At 38.6% G+C, this 14,960-nt stretch carries 14 protein-coding genes and 1 pseudogene; 12 read left to right on the forward strand and 3 right to left on the reverse strand.

Annotation, left to right across the window (positions count from 1 at the left end):
* Window positions 1-431: 431 nt before the first annotated feature.
* The 4 genes from hflK to QUE03_RS04925 all read left to right on the forward strand — a co-directional run bounded on the left by hflK (window position 432) and on the right by QUE03_RS04925 (window position 4,665).
* Window positions 432-1,508 (forward strand): FtsH protease activity modulator HflK, encoded by a 1,077-nt coding sequence (hflK, locus tag QUE03_RS04910; RefSeq protein ID WP_286265700.1) that lies wholly within the window; start codon window positions 432-434, stop codon window positions 1,506-1,508.
* Window positions 1,505-2,491, forward strand: coding sequence for a protease modulator HflC (gene hflC / locus QUE03_RS04915; protein WP_286265701.1), 987 nt, complete (start codon window positions 1,505-1,507; stop codon window positions 2,489-2,491). Before hflK ends, hflC begins: the two co-directional genes overlap by 4 nt.
* A gap of 57 nt (window positions 2,492-2,548) precedes the next feature.
* The gene (locus QUE03_RS04920; protein WP_286265702.1) at window positions 2,549-2,722 is read left to right on the forward strand and encodes a hypothetical protein; all 174 of its coding nucleotides are present in this window, start codon (window positions 2,549-2,551) and stop codon (window positions 2,720-2,722) included.
* Window positions 2,723-3,249: 527 nt separating this feature from the next.
* Window positions 3,250-4,665, forward strand: a complete 1,416-nt coding sequence (locus QUE03_RS04925) for a class II fumarate hydratase (protein ID WP_286265704.1) — start codon at window positions 3,250-3,252, stop codon at window positions 4,663-4,665.
* A 257-nt stretch (window positions 4,666-4,922) separates the two neighbouring features.
* Here the strand turns inward: QUE03_RS04925 and QUE03_RS04930 are convergent, their stop codons facing one another.
* Both QUE03_RS04930 and QUE03_RS04935 read right to left on the reverse strand, forming a co-directional pair.
* Window positions 4,923-6,065 (reverse strand): alanine/ornithine racemase family PLP-dependent enzyme, encoded by a 1,143-nt coding sequence (locus QUE03_RS04930; RefSeq protein ID WP_286265706.1) that lies wholly within the window; start codon window positions 6,063-6,065, stop codon window positions 4,923-4,925.
* Complete coding sequence (locus QUE03_RS04935; RefSeq protein WP_286265708.1) at window positions 6,062-7,267, reverse strand: N-acetyltransferase DgcN family protein; 1,206 nt, start codon at window positions 7,265-7,267, stop codon at window positions 6,062-6,064. The genes QUE03_RS04930 and QUE03_RS04935 overlap by 4 nt, the downstream gene beginning before the upstream one ends.
* A 403-nt stretch (window positions 7,268-7,670) precedes the next feature.
* Between QUE03_RS04935 and QUE03_RS19630 the strand changes: the two are divergent.
* Window positions 7,671-7,811: pseudogene (locus tag QUE03_RS19630) on the forward strand (transposase); the annotation flags it as partial.
* 634 nt (window positions 7,812-8,445) lie between these two features.
* Here QUE03_RS19630 and QUE03_RS04940 read toward each other — a convergent pair.
* Window positions 8,446-9,267, reverse strand: coding sequence for an AraC family transcriptional regulator (locus QUE03_RS04940; RefSeq protein ID WP_286265710.1), 822 nt, complete (start codon window positions 9,265-9,267; stop codon window positions 8,446-8,448).
* Window positions 9,268-9,417: 150 nt separating this feature from the next.
* On the opposite strand from QUE03_RS04940, the gene QUE03_RS04945 reads away from it, so the two are divergent.
* From QUE03_RS04945 to QUE03_RS04975, 7 genes are all read left to right on the forward strand, one after another.
* Window positions 9,418-9,903, forward strand: coding sequence for a YHS domain-containing (seleno)protein (locus QUE03_RS04945; RefSeq protein WP_286265711.1), 486 nt, complete (start codon window positions 9,418-9,420; stop codon window positions 9,901-9,903).
* Between the two features lie 30 nt (window positions 9,904-9,933).
* A complete protein-coding gene (locus tag QUE03_RS04950; RefSeq protein ID WP_286265713.1) occupies window positions 9,934-10,248 on the forward strand; it encodes a thioredoxin family protein in 315 nt (104 codons plus the stop codon).
* Window positions 10,249-10,279: 31 nt separating this feature from the next.
* Window positions 10,280-10,564 carry a BufA1 family periplasmic bufferin-type metallophore gene (locus tag QUE03_RS04955; RefSeq protein WP_286265715.1) on the forward strand — a complete coding sequence of 95 codons (285 nt, stop codon included), beginning with the start codon at window positions 10,280-10,282 and terminating at the stop codon, window positions 10,562-10,564.
* A 130-nt stretch (window positions 10,565-10,694) separates the two neighbouring features.
* On the forward strand, window positions 10,695-11,192 hold the full coding sequence (locus tag QUE03_RS04960; protein ID WP_286265718.1) for a DoxX family protein: 498 nt from the start codon (window positions 10,695-10,697) through the stop codon (window positions 11,190-11,192).
* A 128-nt stretch (window positions 11,193-11,320) separates the two neighbouring features.
* On the forward strand, window positions 11,321-12,844 hold the full coding sequence (locus tag QUE03_RS04965) for an FMN-binding glutamate synthase family protein (RefSeq protein WP_286265720.1): 1,524 nt from the start codon (window positions 11,321-11,323) through the stop codon (window positions 12,842-12,844).
* Between the two features lie 235 nt (window positions 12,845-13,079).
* Window positions 13,080-13,349 carry a glutaredoxin 3 gene (grxC, locus tag QUE03_RS04970; RefSeq protein WP_286265722.1) on the forward strand — a complete coding sequence of 90 codons (270 nt, stop codon included), beginning with the start codon at window positions 13,080-13,082 and terminating at the stop codon, window positions 13,347-13,349.
* A 40-nt stretch (window positions 13,350-13,389) separates the two neighbouring features.
* Entirely contained in the window at window positions 13,390-14,604 is a 1,215-nt protein-coding gene (locus QUE03_RS04975) for a bifunctional alpha/beta hydrolase/OsmC family protein (protein WP_286265724.1), read from the forward strand.
* The last annotated feature ends 356 nt before the right edge of the window (window positions 14,605-14,960 follow it).

Below are 14,960 nucleotides of genomic sequence, written 5' to 3' on the forward strand. Positions count from 1 at the left end.
GAATATTAAAAGGGTAATAACAGGTTGATGTTATTACCATTTTTTCGTTTTAGATGGTATTAGCTGAAATGCTTATCGTCTGTTCATTATAGGATGAAGTTAAAAATATCATTAAAATCAACTAGGTATGAAATCAGTTCTTGAACTTTACCCTGTTCAGCCGAATCATAGCGTATGTTCATTTTAGGAACTGGTCAACATTCACCCTTAAAACAGAGTGTCATGATGTTGACCAATATTATATTAAAGGGTCTTCTCTACCTCCACTTCTACATGTCTCACCATTTCCGAAGGTGAACAGCTCAATTTCTCACACAAAGTAAAGATAGTTTTTAGCGCAAGGTGTCTCTTCCCCCTTGATTGTGTGATTTTTGACCCCATATATAGATGATAAGTGATCAATTAAGGTCATTTATATAGAGGGCATTATTATGCCTACTAATGTTGAACCTCCTCCTCGGGGCCCATGGGACGATAAATCATCATCCCCACCAGATTTAGATAAACTCTTTAATGATGGAATGTTTAAATTTCAGCGCCTTTTACCCGGCAGGAGTCCGTTAAATTTTCTATTACTTCTGCTCTTAATTCTCTTTGGTTTTACTGTTTGGACTTCGATATATACCATTCCTAGTGATTCAGTTGCTATTGTTAAACGATTTGGCAAGTATGTAAGAGAAGTGTCACCTGGGCTTCACTTTAAATTCCCATTTGGCATTGAATCAGCAACCACGGTTCCTGTAAAGCGACAGTTGAAGCAGGAGTTTGGCTTTACAACATCTGGTGCACAAGACCCCTTTCAAAATAGTCTAAATCATGACGAACAGCGTGAAACACAAATGGTTACTGGTGATCTTAATGCTGCGTTAGTTGAATGGGTTGTACAATATCGTATTTTAGACCCCGTTAAATTCTTATTTGAAGTTAGAGAGCCGAGTGAAACGCTTAGGTATGTTTCAGAGTCGGTCATGCGTGAGGTTGTTGGTGACCGGACGGTTGATGAAGTTATTACTATTGGTCGCCAAGAAATTGAATCTCAAGCATTGATAAAAATGCAAACACTTTCAACCAAGTACACTATGGGAATCAGTATCGACCAAGTTCAGTTAAAAAATATCAACCCGCCTAAACCCGTACAAGAATCTTTTAATGAAGTAAATCAGGCACAGCAAGAAAAAGAAAAGCTAATCAATGAAGCAAGGAGAGACTATAACAAAGTCATTCCTTTAGCGTTAGGCGAAAAAGATCAACGAATTCGTGAAGCTGATGGTTACCGATTAAAGCGGATAAATGAAGCTGAGGGTGATATTGCTAGGTTTGATGCCTTACTCGCCCAGTACGTTAAATCGCCAGAGGTTACACTTCGCCGTATTTATATTGAAACTATGCAGAAAGTTTTATCTCAAGTTCAATCGAAAATCATTATCGACAAAACAACAAACAATATTTTGCCTCTGCTGAACCTTGAGCAACCGAACAACCTATTAAAAGTAGGAGAAAAACGATGATCTCCAAAAGGGTGACTATTTTCCTGATAGCATTTACGTGCTTAGCCATTGCTCTTCAACAGTCGTTGTACACAGTGGACGAAGTAGAACAGGTGATTATTACTCAATTCGGTAAACCTATTGGTGAGCCGGTAACGATGGCTGGCCTGAATGCTAAAATGCCTTTTATTCAGTCGGTTAATGCCATTGATAAGCGTATTTTAGAATGGGATGGTGCGCCTTCTGATATGCCAACCAAAGATAAGTTATATATTTCTGTAGATCTTTTTGCCCGTTGGCGAATTACTGATCCTCTACAGTACTTTTTAAGGTTGCGAGATGAGCGTAGTGCGCAATCACGGTTGGATGATATTTTAGGCAGCGAAACCCGAAATGCTGTGGCTAAGCATGAGTTAATAGAAATTATTCGTACCACTAATGACCGCAAGCCACTTCGCGACGCTATGTTAACAGAGGCTGAAAGAGAGTTAAAAATGGGGAATCTAGTCCCTATTAAAAAAGGTAGAAAATGGGTTGAAGAAGAGATATTTACTGCAGCGGCTGAGAAGGTTAAGGTATTTGGTATTGAACTACTTGATATTCGTTTTAAACGGATTAATTACAATGAAAGTGTTCGACCCAAAATTTATGATCGAATGATCAGTGAGCGTCGACAAATAGCAGAGCGATTTTTGTCGGAAGGTAATGGTGAAGCGGCAAGAATACGAGGTAATCGCGTTAGAGACCTTAATAAAATACAATCAGAGGCTTATAAAGAAGTTGAAACAATTAGAGGTTTAGCTGATGCGCAGGCTGCTGATATTTACGCAATGTCTTACAGTCAAAGCCCTGAAGCAGTTCGTCTTTATCAATTTACCCGCACAATGCGAGCCTACCCTGAAATCATTTCTGAAAATACGACGCTTGTTATGTCAACTGATAGTGATTTATTTAAATTTATCAACGGTATTAATAGCACAGACAAAACGATACAAGTTAAATAGATAATTAACTTGCTTGAGACGACTTTTCTTCTTTTAACATTTGTTGGAGAGATCATAATGACTTCACTTAATGATCAAAGAGTATTGATGGAAAAGTACGGTATTTTTTGCGAACAAAAGACGATTTATTGCTATAAAAAATTACGCTTTAATAACTTTCAAGATGCATTGAATGTTGCAGCATTAGAGCAGGATGGTTCTAAGGAAAAATATCATGATTCCGATAAATAAAGCAGCATGGTAAGAAAGACACTTTACTCATTTAGTTAATAATAACAGAGGCAGTAAAGGCAACGTTTTTTTATTGGTCGTTAAATAAACTTGCTGAAAATTTTCAGTTTAATTTGGATGGTTTGCCATTTATTACAAAACTTTTTTGGAAAATATTCTTCGAAGTTGCTCAACTTATAACACTTTTAATTATCAAAGTGTTGTCGATACTACCAACAACAACTATGTGTCTAAAGAACCAATGGTTGGTTATGAATTTTCTTTTACCTGTTCGTGTATGAATACAAAACTACTCTGCTTTACCCGCATGTGTTGATTTTGCAACAGTGTTCAATGCAATAGAAGAAAAATACGGTGGTGCTGGCAACTAAGGTTATCACTACTTGGTATTAAAACTGCTGTTGTAGAATTATTTGAACGTATTAAAGGTACAGTAACTTTACCAGTAGTGTCATGCATCAATGGTCACAGGAGCGAGATTAATTTCTTGCAGGAGGGGTTTTGCCTTATGTGGCAAGCCAGTTTTTATGAATAAATACGTAACAGGTCATAACAAGACAGCGACGGGAGAGCCTAAAGTACTTTGGGGGGAACAAACTCGATTATCTTTAAAATATTTCAATATTGGTAAGCACTGTTTTTCAACAGAGTTTATCGATACTCTCATTATGATCAAACGGGTATGCGCTCAGGTAAACTATGATGAAGGTCTATTAAATGAAGACTATTTGCAGGCTATTTTACCTGCATGTGATGAATTGCTATTAAGAGATCATCCAGAACAATTTCCTTTGCGCATATGGCAAACAGGCTCTGGTACTCAAACCAATATGAACGTAAACGAGGTGATTTGTACGTTAGCTAATGAATTTAGAGAAAAAAGGTGTTTTGAAAACCATCAACTTGATTATATTAACAATCGAATTCATCCTAATGATCATGTCAACATGTCTCAATCATCGAATGATGTGTTTCCCAGTGCAATGCATGTAGTCGTTGCCACCTTAACACAAAGTCATTTATTTAAGTCTATGACTCATTTATATGACGAACTTAAAAATAAACAGTGGGAGTTTAAAGGTACAACGAGTACCGGAAGAACACATCTTATGGACGCAATTCCTTTGTCAACTAGCGCTGTTTTCTCAGGGTATTGTGATCAGTTAACACAAGCTCGCTTAGCTATTTCAGAAAGCTTGCGTGATGTTTATCAACTTGCTATTGGTGGCACTGCTGTTGGTGGAGGAGATAACGCGCCCGAAAATTTTGGCAATAAGGTAGCATTAAAATTAGCTGAGCATTATCAATTGCCTTTTGAAGCCAAGCATAATGGCTATGCTGCGGTTTCAGGAATGGATGCATTAATTCGCTATAGTGGCGCTTTAAAGCAACTGGCGAGTGTGTTGTTTAAAGTAGCGAATGATTTTAAATTGTTAGGCAGTGGACCACGTTGTGGATTTAATGAATGGTTGTTACCTGCAAATGAGCCTGGCAGCTCTATTATGCCAGGAAAAGTAAACCCTACCCAATGTGAGGCAATGAGCATGGTTTGTTTACAAGCATTTGGTAATGATTTAACTATTTCATTAGCGGCATCGAGTGGGCAGTTACAACTTAATACTTTCCGCCCAGTGATCATTCATAATATTATTGAAAGTATTGAGTTATTATCGGATGCAATAAATTCTTTTGCTGACAATTGTGTTAATGGACTTGAAATAAATGAGTCGCAAATCAACAGCAATATGAAGCAAAGTTTGTCGGTAATCACTTTATTAGCACCCACACTCGGTTATGACATATCATCACAAATTGTTCATGAGGCATATAATAAAAATGTTTCATTAGCTGAGGCTGCTCAAATACTTGGGTTATTCACCATTACTGATTTTGAAGCTTTGTTGAAAGAAAAAATTAAACAAAAACCTTCTTTCAAAGAATGACCATTGTATAGCTAGGTGAGTATGTTTTATTTTTAAAGTATTTTTATCCAAATGAAAAGCTGTTGGTGTATTAATTTTAGATAGTTAAATCACAATTATGCTTACTAGACTCGCCTTTTGCTTCTTTAAGTACGAATTACCTAAGGTAATTAAAGTACTTTTGTTGAGCATAAATAATGACTTTCATAACTTCAGTATCATGATAATTCTTATATCAATGTATAACAACTTGTTGTCTTACTATGGAATAATTACATTTAATGCAACTGATTCTGATGAGCAGTATAGTTAACTTTACTTTTATGATTAGCATCATTATTTATAGTTTTTATCGTACTGTATGCATTAAAAAACTTATGAACAAAACTAGATGACATACAAGATAAAAGTGCACTGTAATCTACATTGAATTTTACTGTTTGACCAACTAACAATGGACGTCCTGTGGTTTCAATGATCAAATGATCACTGGTTGATGACATAATTGTCATTCCATCTGGAGCGCTAAGCCCTGTTACGCAGACATCTTGGCGACCTAATGCAACAATGATTTGCGATACCAACCCTCTGTCTGAAATACATACCTTTTCTCCAAAAGCATTTGAACCTCTATCTCCCCAGGGAAAAGAAGGTTTTGTTTTGGATTCGATAACTTCAGCTGTCAAAGTTATTGCATCGGTATATAGCCTTTCTATTTTTTTTTGTGATAAGGAGTCGAAACCTAAAAAAATAGCTTCCCCAATACGAAGATTGTTCACTCGAGTTGAACCTGTATAGTTAAGTGCCCAATTTATTGAAGCGGTATTGCCCCCTGAGATAATATCTAGATTTAGTCCAAATTTAGTTTCTATTTCATCGGCTAAGTCTGAAAGAAGCGCCATCTTTTCATTGTCAGTAGCAATGCCATATCGACAGGCTAGGTTTGTGCCAATTCCTCTTATGATTATATTCGGTAAGGCTATGATATTATGGATGAAGTCAATGACAATATCCGGCATGATGCCTTCTCTTAAGTCGCCTAGCTCGACCATGATAATAATTCCATGGGTGACATTTAAGTGCTTTGCCGCATTAGAAAGCGCCCGAATAACATGAGTTTCAGTATTCAGACTAATATCACAACACCTCACAACACTGGAAATTTGACTGAGCATAGGGGTACGAATCAGCATTTTAGGTACAAGAATACCCGTTTGTGTAATTCTTTGGATATTTTCGAGTCTTGAGTCCGCAATCATGTTAGCGCCAGCATCGATAAGAACTTGAGCGATAATGGGATGGCCTAAAAAAACTTTCGTTACCGGAGTAACTGATATCTTTTTTAAAGCAAATTTAGCAATTAGTAATTGTGCATTGTGGTGTATTTTAGAACAGTCGACATCTAGTCTCGGATACTTCATCTTTTTTCAGCCAGTTTACTAGCTATGTGGGGATAGACTGACTGTACCATGTCAATAAGTTGCTCTATAGGTTGAGATAATGGATCAGTAACAGGTATGCCTAATTCAGTAGAGTAACCGACCATCGCAGTGAAAATATCATCTAAAGACATTCCTTCGTGGTTAAGGGTTAGCCCAATAACAGTCGTATCAGAAAATGTCTCGATTAGACTTATTTCTGAGGCAACTGAAGGCATTGGCATATTAGGAAAGTCAGTACGGTGTATTCGTTTAGGAGCATGTTGTAAAATAACACTTGTTGGGCAACTGCCACGTAAGATAAATGAGCTAGTAGAAAATGCAGGATGGCTTAAAGCGCCTTGTCCTTCAATAATGATAATATCTGGGGTTTCTGCCTCATATGCTTTGACAATCACAGACTCCAACTCACCTGCGCAAAATTGAGAAGGAACCGCGTCAAGTGCAACGCAGTATGATGCCCCTTGCATAATACCTGTTTGACCTGTGGCAATCATGACCACCTTAAGGCCTTTTGTTGTTAACTCATCGGCTAACATTGTCGCAGTTGTGCGTTTCCCTAACGCACAATCCGTTCCCATCACTGCAATTCTTGGGCACTTTACATTGTGAATTTTTCCACTAAACGTTTGAAGGTTTTCTTTATTTTTAGGCTTGCGAATATCTAATATTTGAACATTATGCTTTAGGCTAGCATCTAAAAATATAGGGTCGTCTGTTAGAAACTCATGTAATCCATTGACAATGTGCATTTTCAGTGACATTGCATTTAAAATGACATTCTTTTCAATGTTAGATAACAATCCACTTGATGGAGCTATTCCAAAAATGAAGTAATCGGGGGCGATTCCTTCACGAACTATAGCTTCTTCGATATTAGCAACGATAGGTATGCCATTAGTTTTTTGATCAAGCATTTCACCTGAGTCTAAATTAGCAGATTCACTGTCTATGACAGATAAAATACGATATTTTTGTGAATGTCTTACCAAACCATTCGCGGTTTTTCCGTCAATTTTACCAAAATTACCTTCGCAATATACGACTGCCGTTGGGAGATCAGGTAGGGCTGTGTGGAAAAGTGAAGCCCGGGGCTTAAGAAATATCAAGTCGTTATTAATGTCAGCATCATTGATGCTATTAAGTCGTAAAATGTTTTTTAATTTAGAGGGGGATGTAAACATACTAAAGCCTTGTTGTAGGCTTAGAAGGGCGACTAAAGAGTGCCGAGATGCAAGTTCGGAAAGAAAAAGAGGTCCCTACTAAGCGGCAGGGAGATGCAACACAATAGCATATTTAGCAGATTTTTGTTGGTTATTCGACCATAATCTTTTTTCTAAGGCTATCTTGTGCTCTACATCAAAAACTAATAAGTAAAAGGGTCGGTGACACATGATTATTATTCTCATTTGAATAATAAATTGATTTAACTAGAGTTAACAAATAACTAAATTATCGAAAGGATTCGATATGCCTAGAAAGCCAAGGGTGTTTAGCGCGGGCGTGCTTCGTCATGTAATTCAGCGAGGCAATAACCGCTCAACTTGTTTTTTCTAAACAGAAAATAACCTTTTCTATTTAGAGTGTTTAGCTCATTCCTGTAAAAAATATAATGTTGATTTGCATGCTTATGTATTAATGACAAATCATATACATTTGCTGATGACACCAAATGATGCCAATGGCATCTCAGCCGTAATGCAATCTGTTGGTCGGCGGTATGTTTAATATATCAATAAAGCGCTATGTCGCTCAGGAACATTATTTGAAGGTCGTTTTAAAGCGAGTTTAGTTCAAGCAGATAGCTATTTTATAGCCTGTATGCGATATATAGAGCTGAATCCTGTAAGAGCAAATATGGTAAACCATCCGCAAGATTACCTCTGGTCAAGTTATCATGTAAAAGTCGGTTTAAAGCCAAGAAAGTTATTAAGTCCTCACCCATGCTATCTAGCACTAGGTAAGGATATGCAGAGTGTGGAAGCACATTATCATTCACTATTTTTATGAGAGCTTGAACTGTTAATAGTAAACTCTATTAGTCATGCTGCAGAATTTAATATGCCGTTTGGTGATAATCGATTTAAAGATGAAATAGAATTGGCACTTGGTCGAAGCATAGGCTTTGACAAAAGAGGTCGACCGAGGAAAGCAAAGGAGTGACGATAAATGAAAATAAGACGCATATGTCACCGACCCCTTTTATTCCATTAAGTTAGATTCAAAATCTAAGAAGATAGCTAGATTACCATCACCCCTTTGACATCGGTCAAGTGCTTGAGCATATAGTTATTTTCTCTGATCTAAACCAATGCCGTTTCAAGTATGAAATTACATTTCTTTTTATGTATGAGAGAAAATGCTACTGTGATTTTTCAAGCCACTCTTTGGGTGACATGCCCAGTCTCTTCCTAAACACTCGCGCTAGGGCTGAGCCATTTTCATAACCAACGGCATTAGCAACTAGTGCTACAGGTTTCTTTTGTTGCAGTAGCCCCTTTGCCACAATTATGCGCCAATCAGTCACATAATCGCCAGGGCTTTGGCCAACAATTTTTTTAAAAAGATCTGCAAACTTAGATCGTGACATTAATGCCAGTTCCGCCATTGTTTCTAGCTTCCATTGACGCTCAGGCGCGTTATGAATGTCGAGTAAGACTTTAGAAATTTGGGGGTGCGCTAAACCCGCAAGTAAGCCGATCTTCATCATATTGTTATCAAGCACATGACGTAGTACATGAATAAGAAACATAGTGGAAAGCAAGTTAATCATTTGTATTCGTCCGCTTCGATCATGAAAAGCTTCTTCAAATAAACATAATGCGTTTTGCTTGAGCTTGGGATAGTCATTGAGCTTGAAACTCAAAATTGCCGGTAATGCATTGGCGATTGGGTTTGAGGTACTTTCATTATAAATGATATTAGCGCACACCAATTCTGGCGGGTTCTCTTCATTGCCTACAATACGATGGGCATGAGGTGTTGGAAAAAACAGAACCGTTGGTTCATCGATTAATTGTGATGTTCCTTTTTCATCAATAATGGTTAATTCACCACTACGCAATAAATGTAAGTGACCTTGATTAGGTTCTCGGTTGAAATTACTGATGCCACATAAATTACCAGTAAAGAACACTTCTGTGTTCATCGAAAAGCGCTGCAAAATAATTGAAAGTTGATCCATTTTTTCCTCGTTTAGTATCGATTTGGACGAATGGGGTCAAAGTTAGGACTATGTCATTCCTTTTGCTCAATTGAAAGCCCTATATTACCAACCAAGGAAAACATCCTTATTAATTATTAAATTTTGAATATTAGATACTGGAGAGAAAGAATGACACTTTCAACGATTATTAGAACTACATTTGCGACCTCTGCACTGTTAGTAAGCAGCTTAACTTTTGCCGCCAACATTGAAGTTAATGCCAATGGTAATGACTTGGCATTAAAAGGTTATGACACCGTTTCCTATTTCACTAAAGGGGCACCTACTAAAGGGTCTAACAAATTTACAGCGGCTTACAATGGCGCTATCTACCAATTTTCAAGTGCTGAAAATCGTGATTTATTTCAGACTGAGCCAAGTAAGTACGCTCCGCAATACGGTGGATACTGTGCTTTTGGTGTCACCATGAATAGAAAATTTGATACTGATCCAACGGCTTGGCATATCCGCGGCGACAAGTTATATCTTAACTTAAACAAAGATGTACAAAAGAAATGGTCAACGGATATTCCTGGTTACATTGAAACTGCACAAGAGAACTGGGGTGGCATTAAAGGATTAACTGTAGAACAAATAGAGAAAGTCTACGAGTAACAGTTACCTGTATTAAGTGAGGATTTTATTATGGAACAACTAACATCTGCTAACGCTATTGATGACTCGTTATCACAACACGCATGCACATTACTTTATTTTACTGCATCGTGGTGTGGCCCTTGTAAATCAATGTCACCGATAGTTGACGGTATATCTAAATTAATGAGTGATCGGCTCAACAGTATCAAAGTTGATGTTGATAGCTCGCCAACAGTCGCAGCTGATTATGGTATACGCAGTGTACCAACAATGATGTTAGTGAAAAATAATGAAATTATTGACCAGCGTGTTGGCGGGTTACCGCCACAGCAATTAATGCAATGGTTAGAGCAACATACCTAGTTGCTCACTTTACGCAAATAGAGGACTTATTATGAACAATAAATTAATACTTAGCGCAGCACTGGCAGCCGTTGTTTCTGCTGGGGTTATAGCACCTGCTGAAGCCGGCGGTAAGAAAGAAAAATGTTATGGCGTAGCTAAAGCTGCTCAGAATGATTGTGCGAATTTAGCTGGCACCCACTCATGTGCTGGGCAATCAAAAGTTGATAATGACAAAGGTGAGTGGAAATTAGTTGAAAAAGGTACTTGTTCAACACTTGGCGGGTTATCAAAAAAAGAAGCCAAGGAATTATACAACTCAGCGGCTAAAGCCTAGAAGGCTAATTATTTTGGTAAGCAATAAGGCATTTAATGCCGAAAATAGAGATAGCCATTTTTTCTTTTATTAGATGGTTACTAAAAATCATTCAACGAAATTTAATTAACTACATTCAAGAGAATCAATTATGAATACCTTAAAACAACGCCTGATAGCTGTCAGTCGACTGTATACCTCACTCGCTAGCAACATTAGCCTGTTAGAACCAGTCGCTTTGTTAGCAGCACGTTTTTATGTTGGTTGGGCGTTTTTCGCTTCTGGACTAACAAAATTAAGGGACTGGGATAGCACATTGATGCTATTTGAGTATGAATATCAAGTGCCAGTTTTACCGTTTGAATTAGCGGCTTATTTAGGCACAGCTGCCGAAATCATACTGCCATTGCTACTCATGGCTGGATTGGCCAGTCGTTTCTCTGCTTTGGGTCTGTTTATTGTCAATATTGTCGCGGTGATCAGTTTAGAAGATATTGCACCAGCCGCGTATTCTGAACACGTTTTGTGGGGAACATTGTTGTTGCAGGTGGTCATTTTCAGTGGTGGACGTTTGGCCTTGGACCGAATTGTGGAAGGACGAGTATTCAATGTTAAAGCGGCAAGCAGCCACACTCTTAAAGACGCGTAGTTGTTATATTAGATGAACTCGTTAGTCGGAGTTGAACAAGTCCAATTGATATTTTTCCGTACGGTAAAAGGCAAAACAATGTGGAAAGCTTGTTCGACTTACTACCGAATGTTTAGGGGACAATAAATATGTTTGATTCACTAGTACTTACCATTTTAATTTGGGCAGCAACTGCTTTTATCGGTGTGATAGGAATAGGTGTACTTTATGTACTCTTTTTATATATCAGTGATGTCACGCAAACTAAACAAACCATACGTAGAAACTTTCCGGTTATTGGCCGATTTCGATATTCTTTCGAACACATGGGGGAGTTTTTTCGCCAGTACTTTTTTTCGATGGACAGAGAGGAAATGCCGTTCAATCGTGCCGAGCGATCTTGGGTGTATCGGGCAGCAAAAAATGTAGATTCAACTATTGCCTTTGGTTCAACACGTTCGCTTGCTCACTCTGGAGAAGTGATGTTTCTAAGCTGTCCTTTTCCAACGTTAACTGAAGATGCGGCCCTACCCAAATCAATTACTATTGGTGACGGATATTCCAAAAAGCCGTACCGTACAAACTCCTTATTCAATGTCTCAGGGATGAGCTTTGGGGCTATTTCAAAACAAGCGGTACTTGCATTGTCGGCAGGGGCGAAAGAGTCCGGCGCATGGATGAATACCGGGGAGGGAGGGCTATCTCCATATCATCTTGAAGGCGGCGCAGATATTGTCTTTCAGATAGGCACTGCGAAATACGGCGTTCGAGATGAAAATGGTAATTTGTCAGAAGAACGACTGAAAGAAATAGCGGCCCATGAGCAAGTAAAAATGTTCGAAATAAAAATGAGTCAAGGCGCTAAACCTGGTAAAGGAGGAATTTTACCTGGTATTAAGGTGACGCCTGAAATAGCAAAAATACGTGGCATCAAAGTTGGTCAAGATTCCATTAGCCCAAATGGCCATACAGATATATCTAGCAGTGATGAGCTTTTAGATATGATTGGCAGAGTGCGCCGTGTAACGGGGAAACCTGTGGGCTTTAAAGCGGTAGTTGGGCGGCAAGATTTTTATGACTCACTGTTTAGTAAAATTAATGAAAGAGGGATAGCGTCAGCACCTGACTTTATCACCATTGACAGTGCTGATGGCGGTACAGGTGCTGCACCACAAAGCTTGATGGATTATATGGGCTTACCATTAAAAGAGAGTTTACCTTTTGTTGTTGATAAGTTGATTGAGCATAAGCTGAGAAACAGAATAAAAGTAATAAGTTCAGGTAAGTTAATCACGCCGTCAAATGTTGCCTGGGCACTTGCCATGGGCGCTGATTTTGTCACCTCTGCGCGAGGATTTATGTTTTCGTTAGGTTGTATACAAGCGTTGCAATGCAATAAAAATACCTGTCCTACAGGCATAGCAACACAAGATGCGAAATTTCAAAAAGGTTTAAACCCCGCTGATAAATCAGTTCGTGTCGCTTCGTATATCAAAAACATGGTCTATGAAGTAGGTACCATCGCACACTCATGTGGTGTGAAAGAGCCACGTGAGCTAAAAAGGCATCATGCTAAAGTAGTAACAGAGAATGGGCGCAGTATTCTACTTTCAGATGTTTACCCAATTGCAGGTCCTAAAGGTTCACCTCATATTGACACCGTAGAATCATAAAACAGTGTTCTATATTCACATTATTATTTCAATGTTTTACTGCTCTTGGTGTAGGCGTATTGGCAACAAGTTTTGAGCTTTTCGGGAGCTATACTGGTGCGTACGAGCCAATTTTAAGTGATTTACACAAACAGTGCGTTGCACCGACGATTTTAGATGTGCTTTGTTAGCGTTTTACATGGCGAGAAACTACCAAAATTTACTACATATTATGAACACAAAGAGGAGATTATTTATGCCTAAAATAGAGATCTATACCAAAGGATATTGCCCGTTTTGTAAAATGGCCAAAATGACGCTAAAAAAATTAAACGTAGCTTTTCAAGAGTACGATATTACTTTCGACAATGAGAAAACAATAGAAATGCAAAGCCGGAGTAAACGCAGCACGGTGCCACAAATCTTTATTGGCGATGTACACATAGGTGGTAATGATGACCTTCAAGCTGCATTAGATAGTGGTAAATTAGCTAAAATATTATCAACTAAAAACATTGAAGCTTAAGTCGAGACTATTTGAGCGCAAATAAAGATAGAGTGAAATTATGAAAACAGAACGTCTAGAGTTTTTAGGGCATGATGGTTCCATCTTGTCTGCACGATTAGATTTACCCGCTGGTAAGCCAGCAGCATACGCACTTTTTGCTCATTGCTTTACTTGTTCTAAAGATATTCCGGCAGCAAGGAGAATTGCGCAACGTCTTGCATCTCTGGGCATTGCGGTGTTGAGGTTCGATTTCACTGGTTTAGGCCATTCTGAAGGTGAATTTGCTAATACAAGTTTTAGCTCTAATATCGAGGATTTATTATTGGCGGTGAAATACCTCAGAGAAAACTATCAAGCGCCCCAATTATTGATTGGCCATTCTTTAGGTGGCGCAGCTATTTTAGCTGCGGCGGGTCAAATATCAGAAGCGAAAGCGGTGATTTCTATTGGTGCACCAGCCGACCCACAGCATGTTGCGCATAACTTTTCTAGTGAACTAACTACCATTGAGTCACAAGGACAGGCAGAGGTTACACTAGGTGGAAGAAGCTTTACCATTAAACAGCAGTTTTTAGATGATATTTCAAAGGTTTCCTTAAATGATAAGGTTGGCTCGTTAAAGAAAGCACTATTGGTACTACATGCGCCGCTAGATGAAACAGTGGGTATCGAAAATGCAGCCAGTATCTTTCAAATGGCAAAACATCCTAAGAGTTTTATTACCTTAGATGATGCTGACCATCTTTTAACCAATGTAAAGGATGCTGAATATGCATCAGACTTGATCGCTGCATGGGTACAGCGTTATATCAAAGTGGATTTACTCCCTAAGTTAATGAATGCGCCCGAAGGCGTGGTGCGTGTGAGCGAGGCAGATGCAAACAGTTTTCTTCAAGACATTAGCGCCGCAGGACATCATATAGTTGCAGATGAACCGGTTAGTTACGGTGGTGACTTTCTCGGTCCAACACCATACCAGTTAGTTAGTGCAGGTCTTGGGGCATGTACATCAATGACTATTCGTATGTATGCCAGAAGAAAAGGTATCCCGCTAGAACATGTACAAGTGGACGTAACTCATAACAAAATACACGCTCAAGAATGTGATTCATGTGAGCAAGCTAATGGGAAGTTAGACCAATTTGAACGCCAAATAACGTTTGCTGGCGATATCAGCGAAGAAGAGCGTGGTCGTTTACTTGCGATTGCAGATAAGTGTCCAGTTCATCGCTCACTGGAGGGCGAAGTTAATATCGTCACGGCGTTAACCTAGTTCTACAGCCTAAGAAGTTATGTTTATTCAAAGTAACGTCTCGTGACGGGGCTTTTGATTAGCATGTTGTTAGCATAAATAATGCGGATAACCGTTAACTGTTTATAGGCGATTTTAGCTAAAAAGCCTCTCTTCTGTTTTATAGCGTAGTAATTAAAAATCACACGATAAACATTGGAGTGTAGAAATGGTTTTAACGAACTGACCAGCCACTTTCTACTTAAACGTAAAATGCGGTATTTTAGGATCCTTGGGCAATATCAAACCTCATTTGAAAGCCGAGATTTGAAGCAATTAAATAACGTATCCTCATCTCTTTCGTGGATATGTTGCTTGAGTTTCCTATTTTGCTGTCA

This window comes from Thalassotalea atypica, assembly GCF_030295975.1.
GTDB lineage: Bacteria > Pseudomonadota > Gammaproteobacteria > Enterobacterales > Alteromonadaceae > Thalassotalea_F > Thalassotalea_F atypica.

What these genes read in the sequence shown, in the direction of transcription:
- QUE03_RS04965 (WP_286265720.1), top strand. Translation starts at nt 11,321, where the DNA reads ATGTTTGATTCACTAGTACTTACCATTTTAATTTGGGCAGCAACTGCT.
- hflC (WP_286265701.1), top strand. Translation starts at nt 1,505, where the DNA reads ATGATCTCCAAAAGGGTGACTATTTTCCTGATAGCATTTACGTGCTTA.
- grxC (WP_286265722.1), top strand. Translation starts at nt 13,080, where the DNA reads ATGCCTAAAATAGAGATCTATACCAAAGGATATTGCCCGTTTTGTAAA.
- QUE03_RS04930 (WP_286265706.1), bottom strand. Translation starts at nt 6,065, where the DNA reads ATGAAGTATCCGAGACTAGATGTCGACTGTTCTAAAATACACCACAAT.
- QUE03_RS04940 (WP_286265710.1), bottom strand. Translation starts at nt 9,267, where the DNA reads ATGGATCAACTTTCAATTATTTTGCAGCGCTTTTCGATGAACACAGAA.
- QUE03_RS04960 (WP_286265718.1), top strand. Translation starts at nt 10,695, where the DNA reads ATGAATACCTTAAAACAACGCCTGATAGCTGTCAGTCGACTGTATACC.
- QUE03_RS04945 (WP_286265711.1), top strand. Translation starts at nt 9,418, where the DNA reads ATGACACTTTCAACGATTATTAGAACTACATTTGCGACCTCTGCACTG.
- QUE03_RS04935 (WP_286265708.1), bottom strand. Translation starts at nt 7,267, where the DNA reads ATGTTTACATCCCCCTCTAAATTAAAAAACATTTTACGACTTAATAGC.
- QUE03_RS04925 (WP_286265704.1), top strand. Translation starts at nt 3,250, where the DNA reads ATGAATAAATACGTAACAGGTCATAACAAGACAGCGACGGGAGAGCCT.
- QUE03_RS04950 (WP_286265713.1), top strand. Translation starts at nt 9,934, where the DNA reads ATGGAACAACTAACATCTGCTAACGCTATTGATGACTCGTTATCACAA.
- hflK (WP_286265700.1), top strand. Translation starts at nt 432, where the DNA reads ATGCCTACTAATGTTGAACCTCCTCCTCGGGGCCCATGGGACGATAAA.
- QUE03_RS04955 (WP_286265715.1), top strand. Translation starts at nt 10,280, where the DNA reads ATGAACAATAAATTAATACTTAGCGCAGCACTGGCAGCCGTTGTTTCT.
- QUE03_RS04920 (WP_286265702.1), top strand. Translation starts at nt 2,549, where the DNA reads ATGACTTCACTTAATGATCAAAGAGTATTGATGGAAAAGTACGGTATT.
- QUE03_RS04975 (WP_286265724.1), top strand. Translation starts at nt 13,390, where the DNA reads ATGAAAACAGAACGTCTAGAGTTTTTAGGGCATGATGGTTCCATCTTG.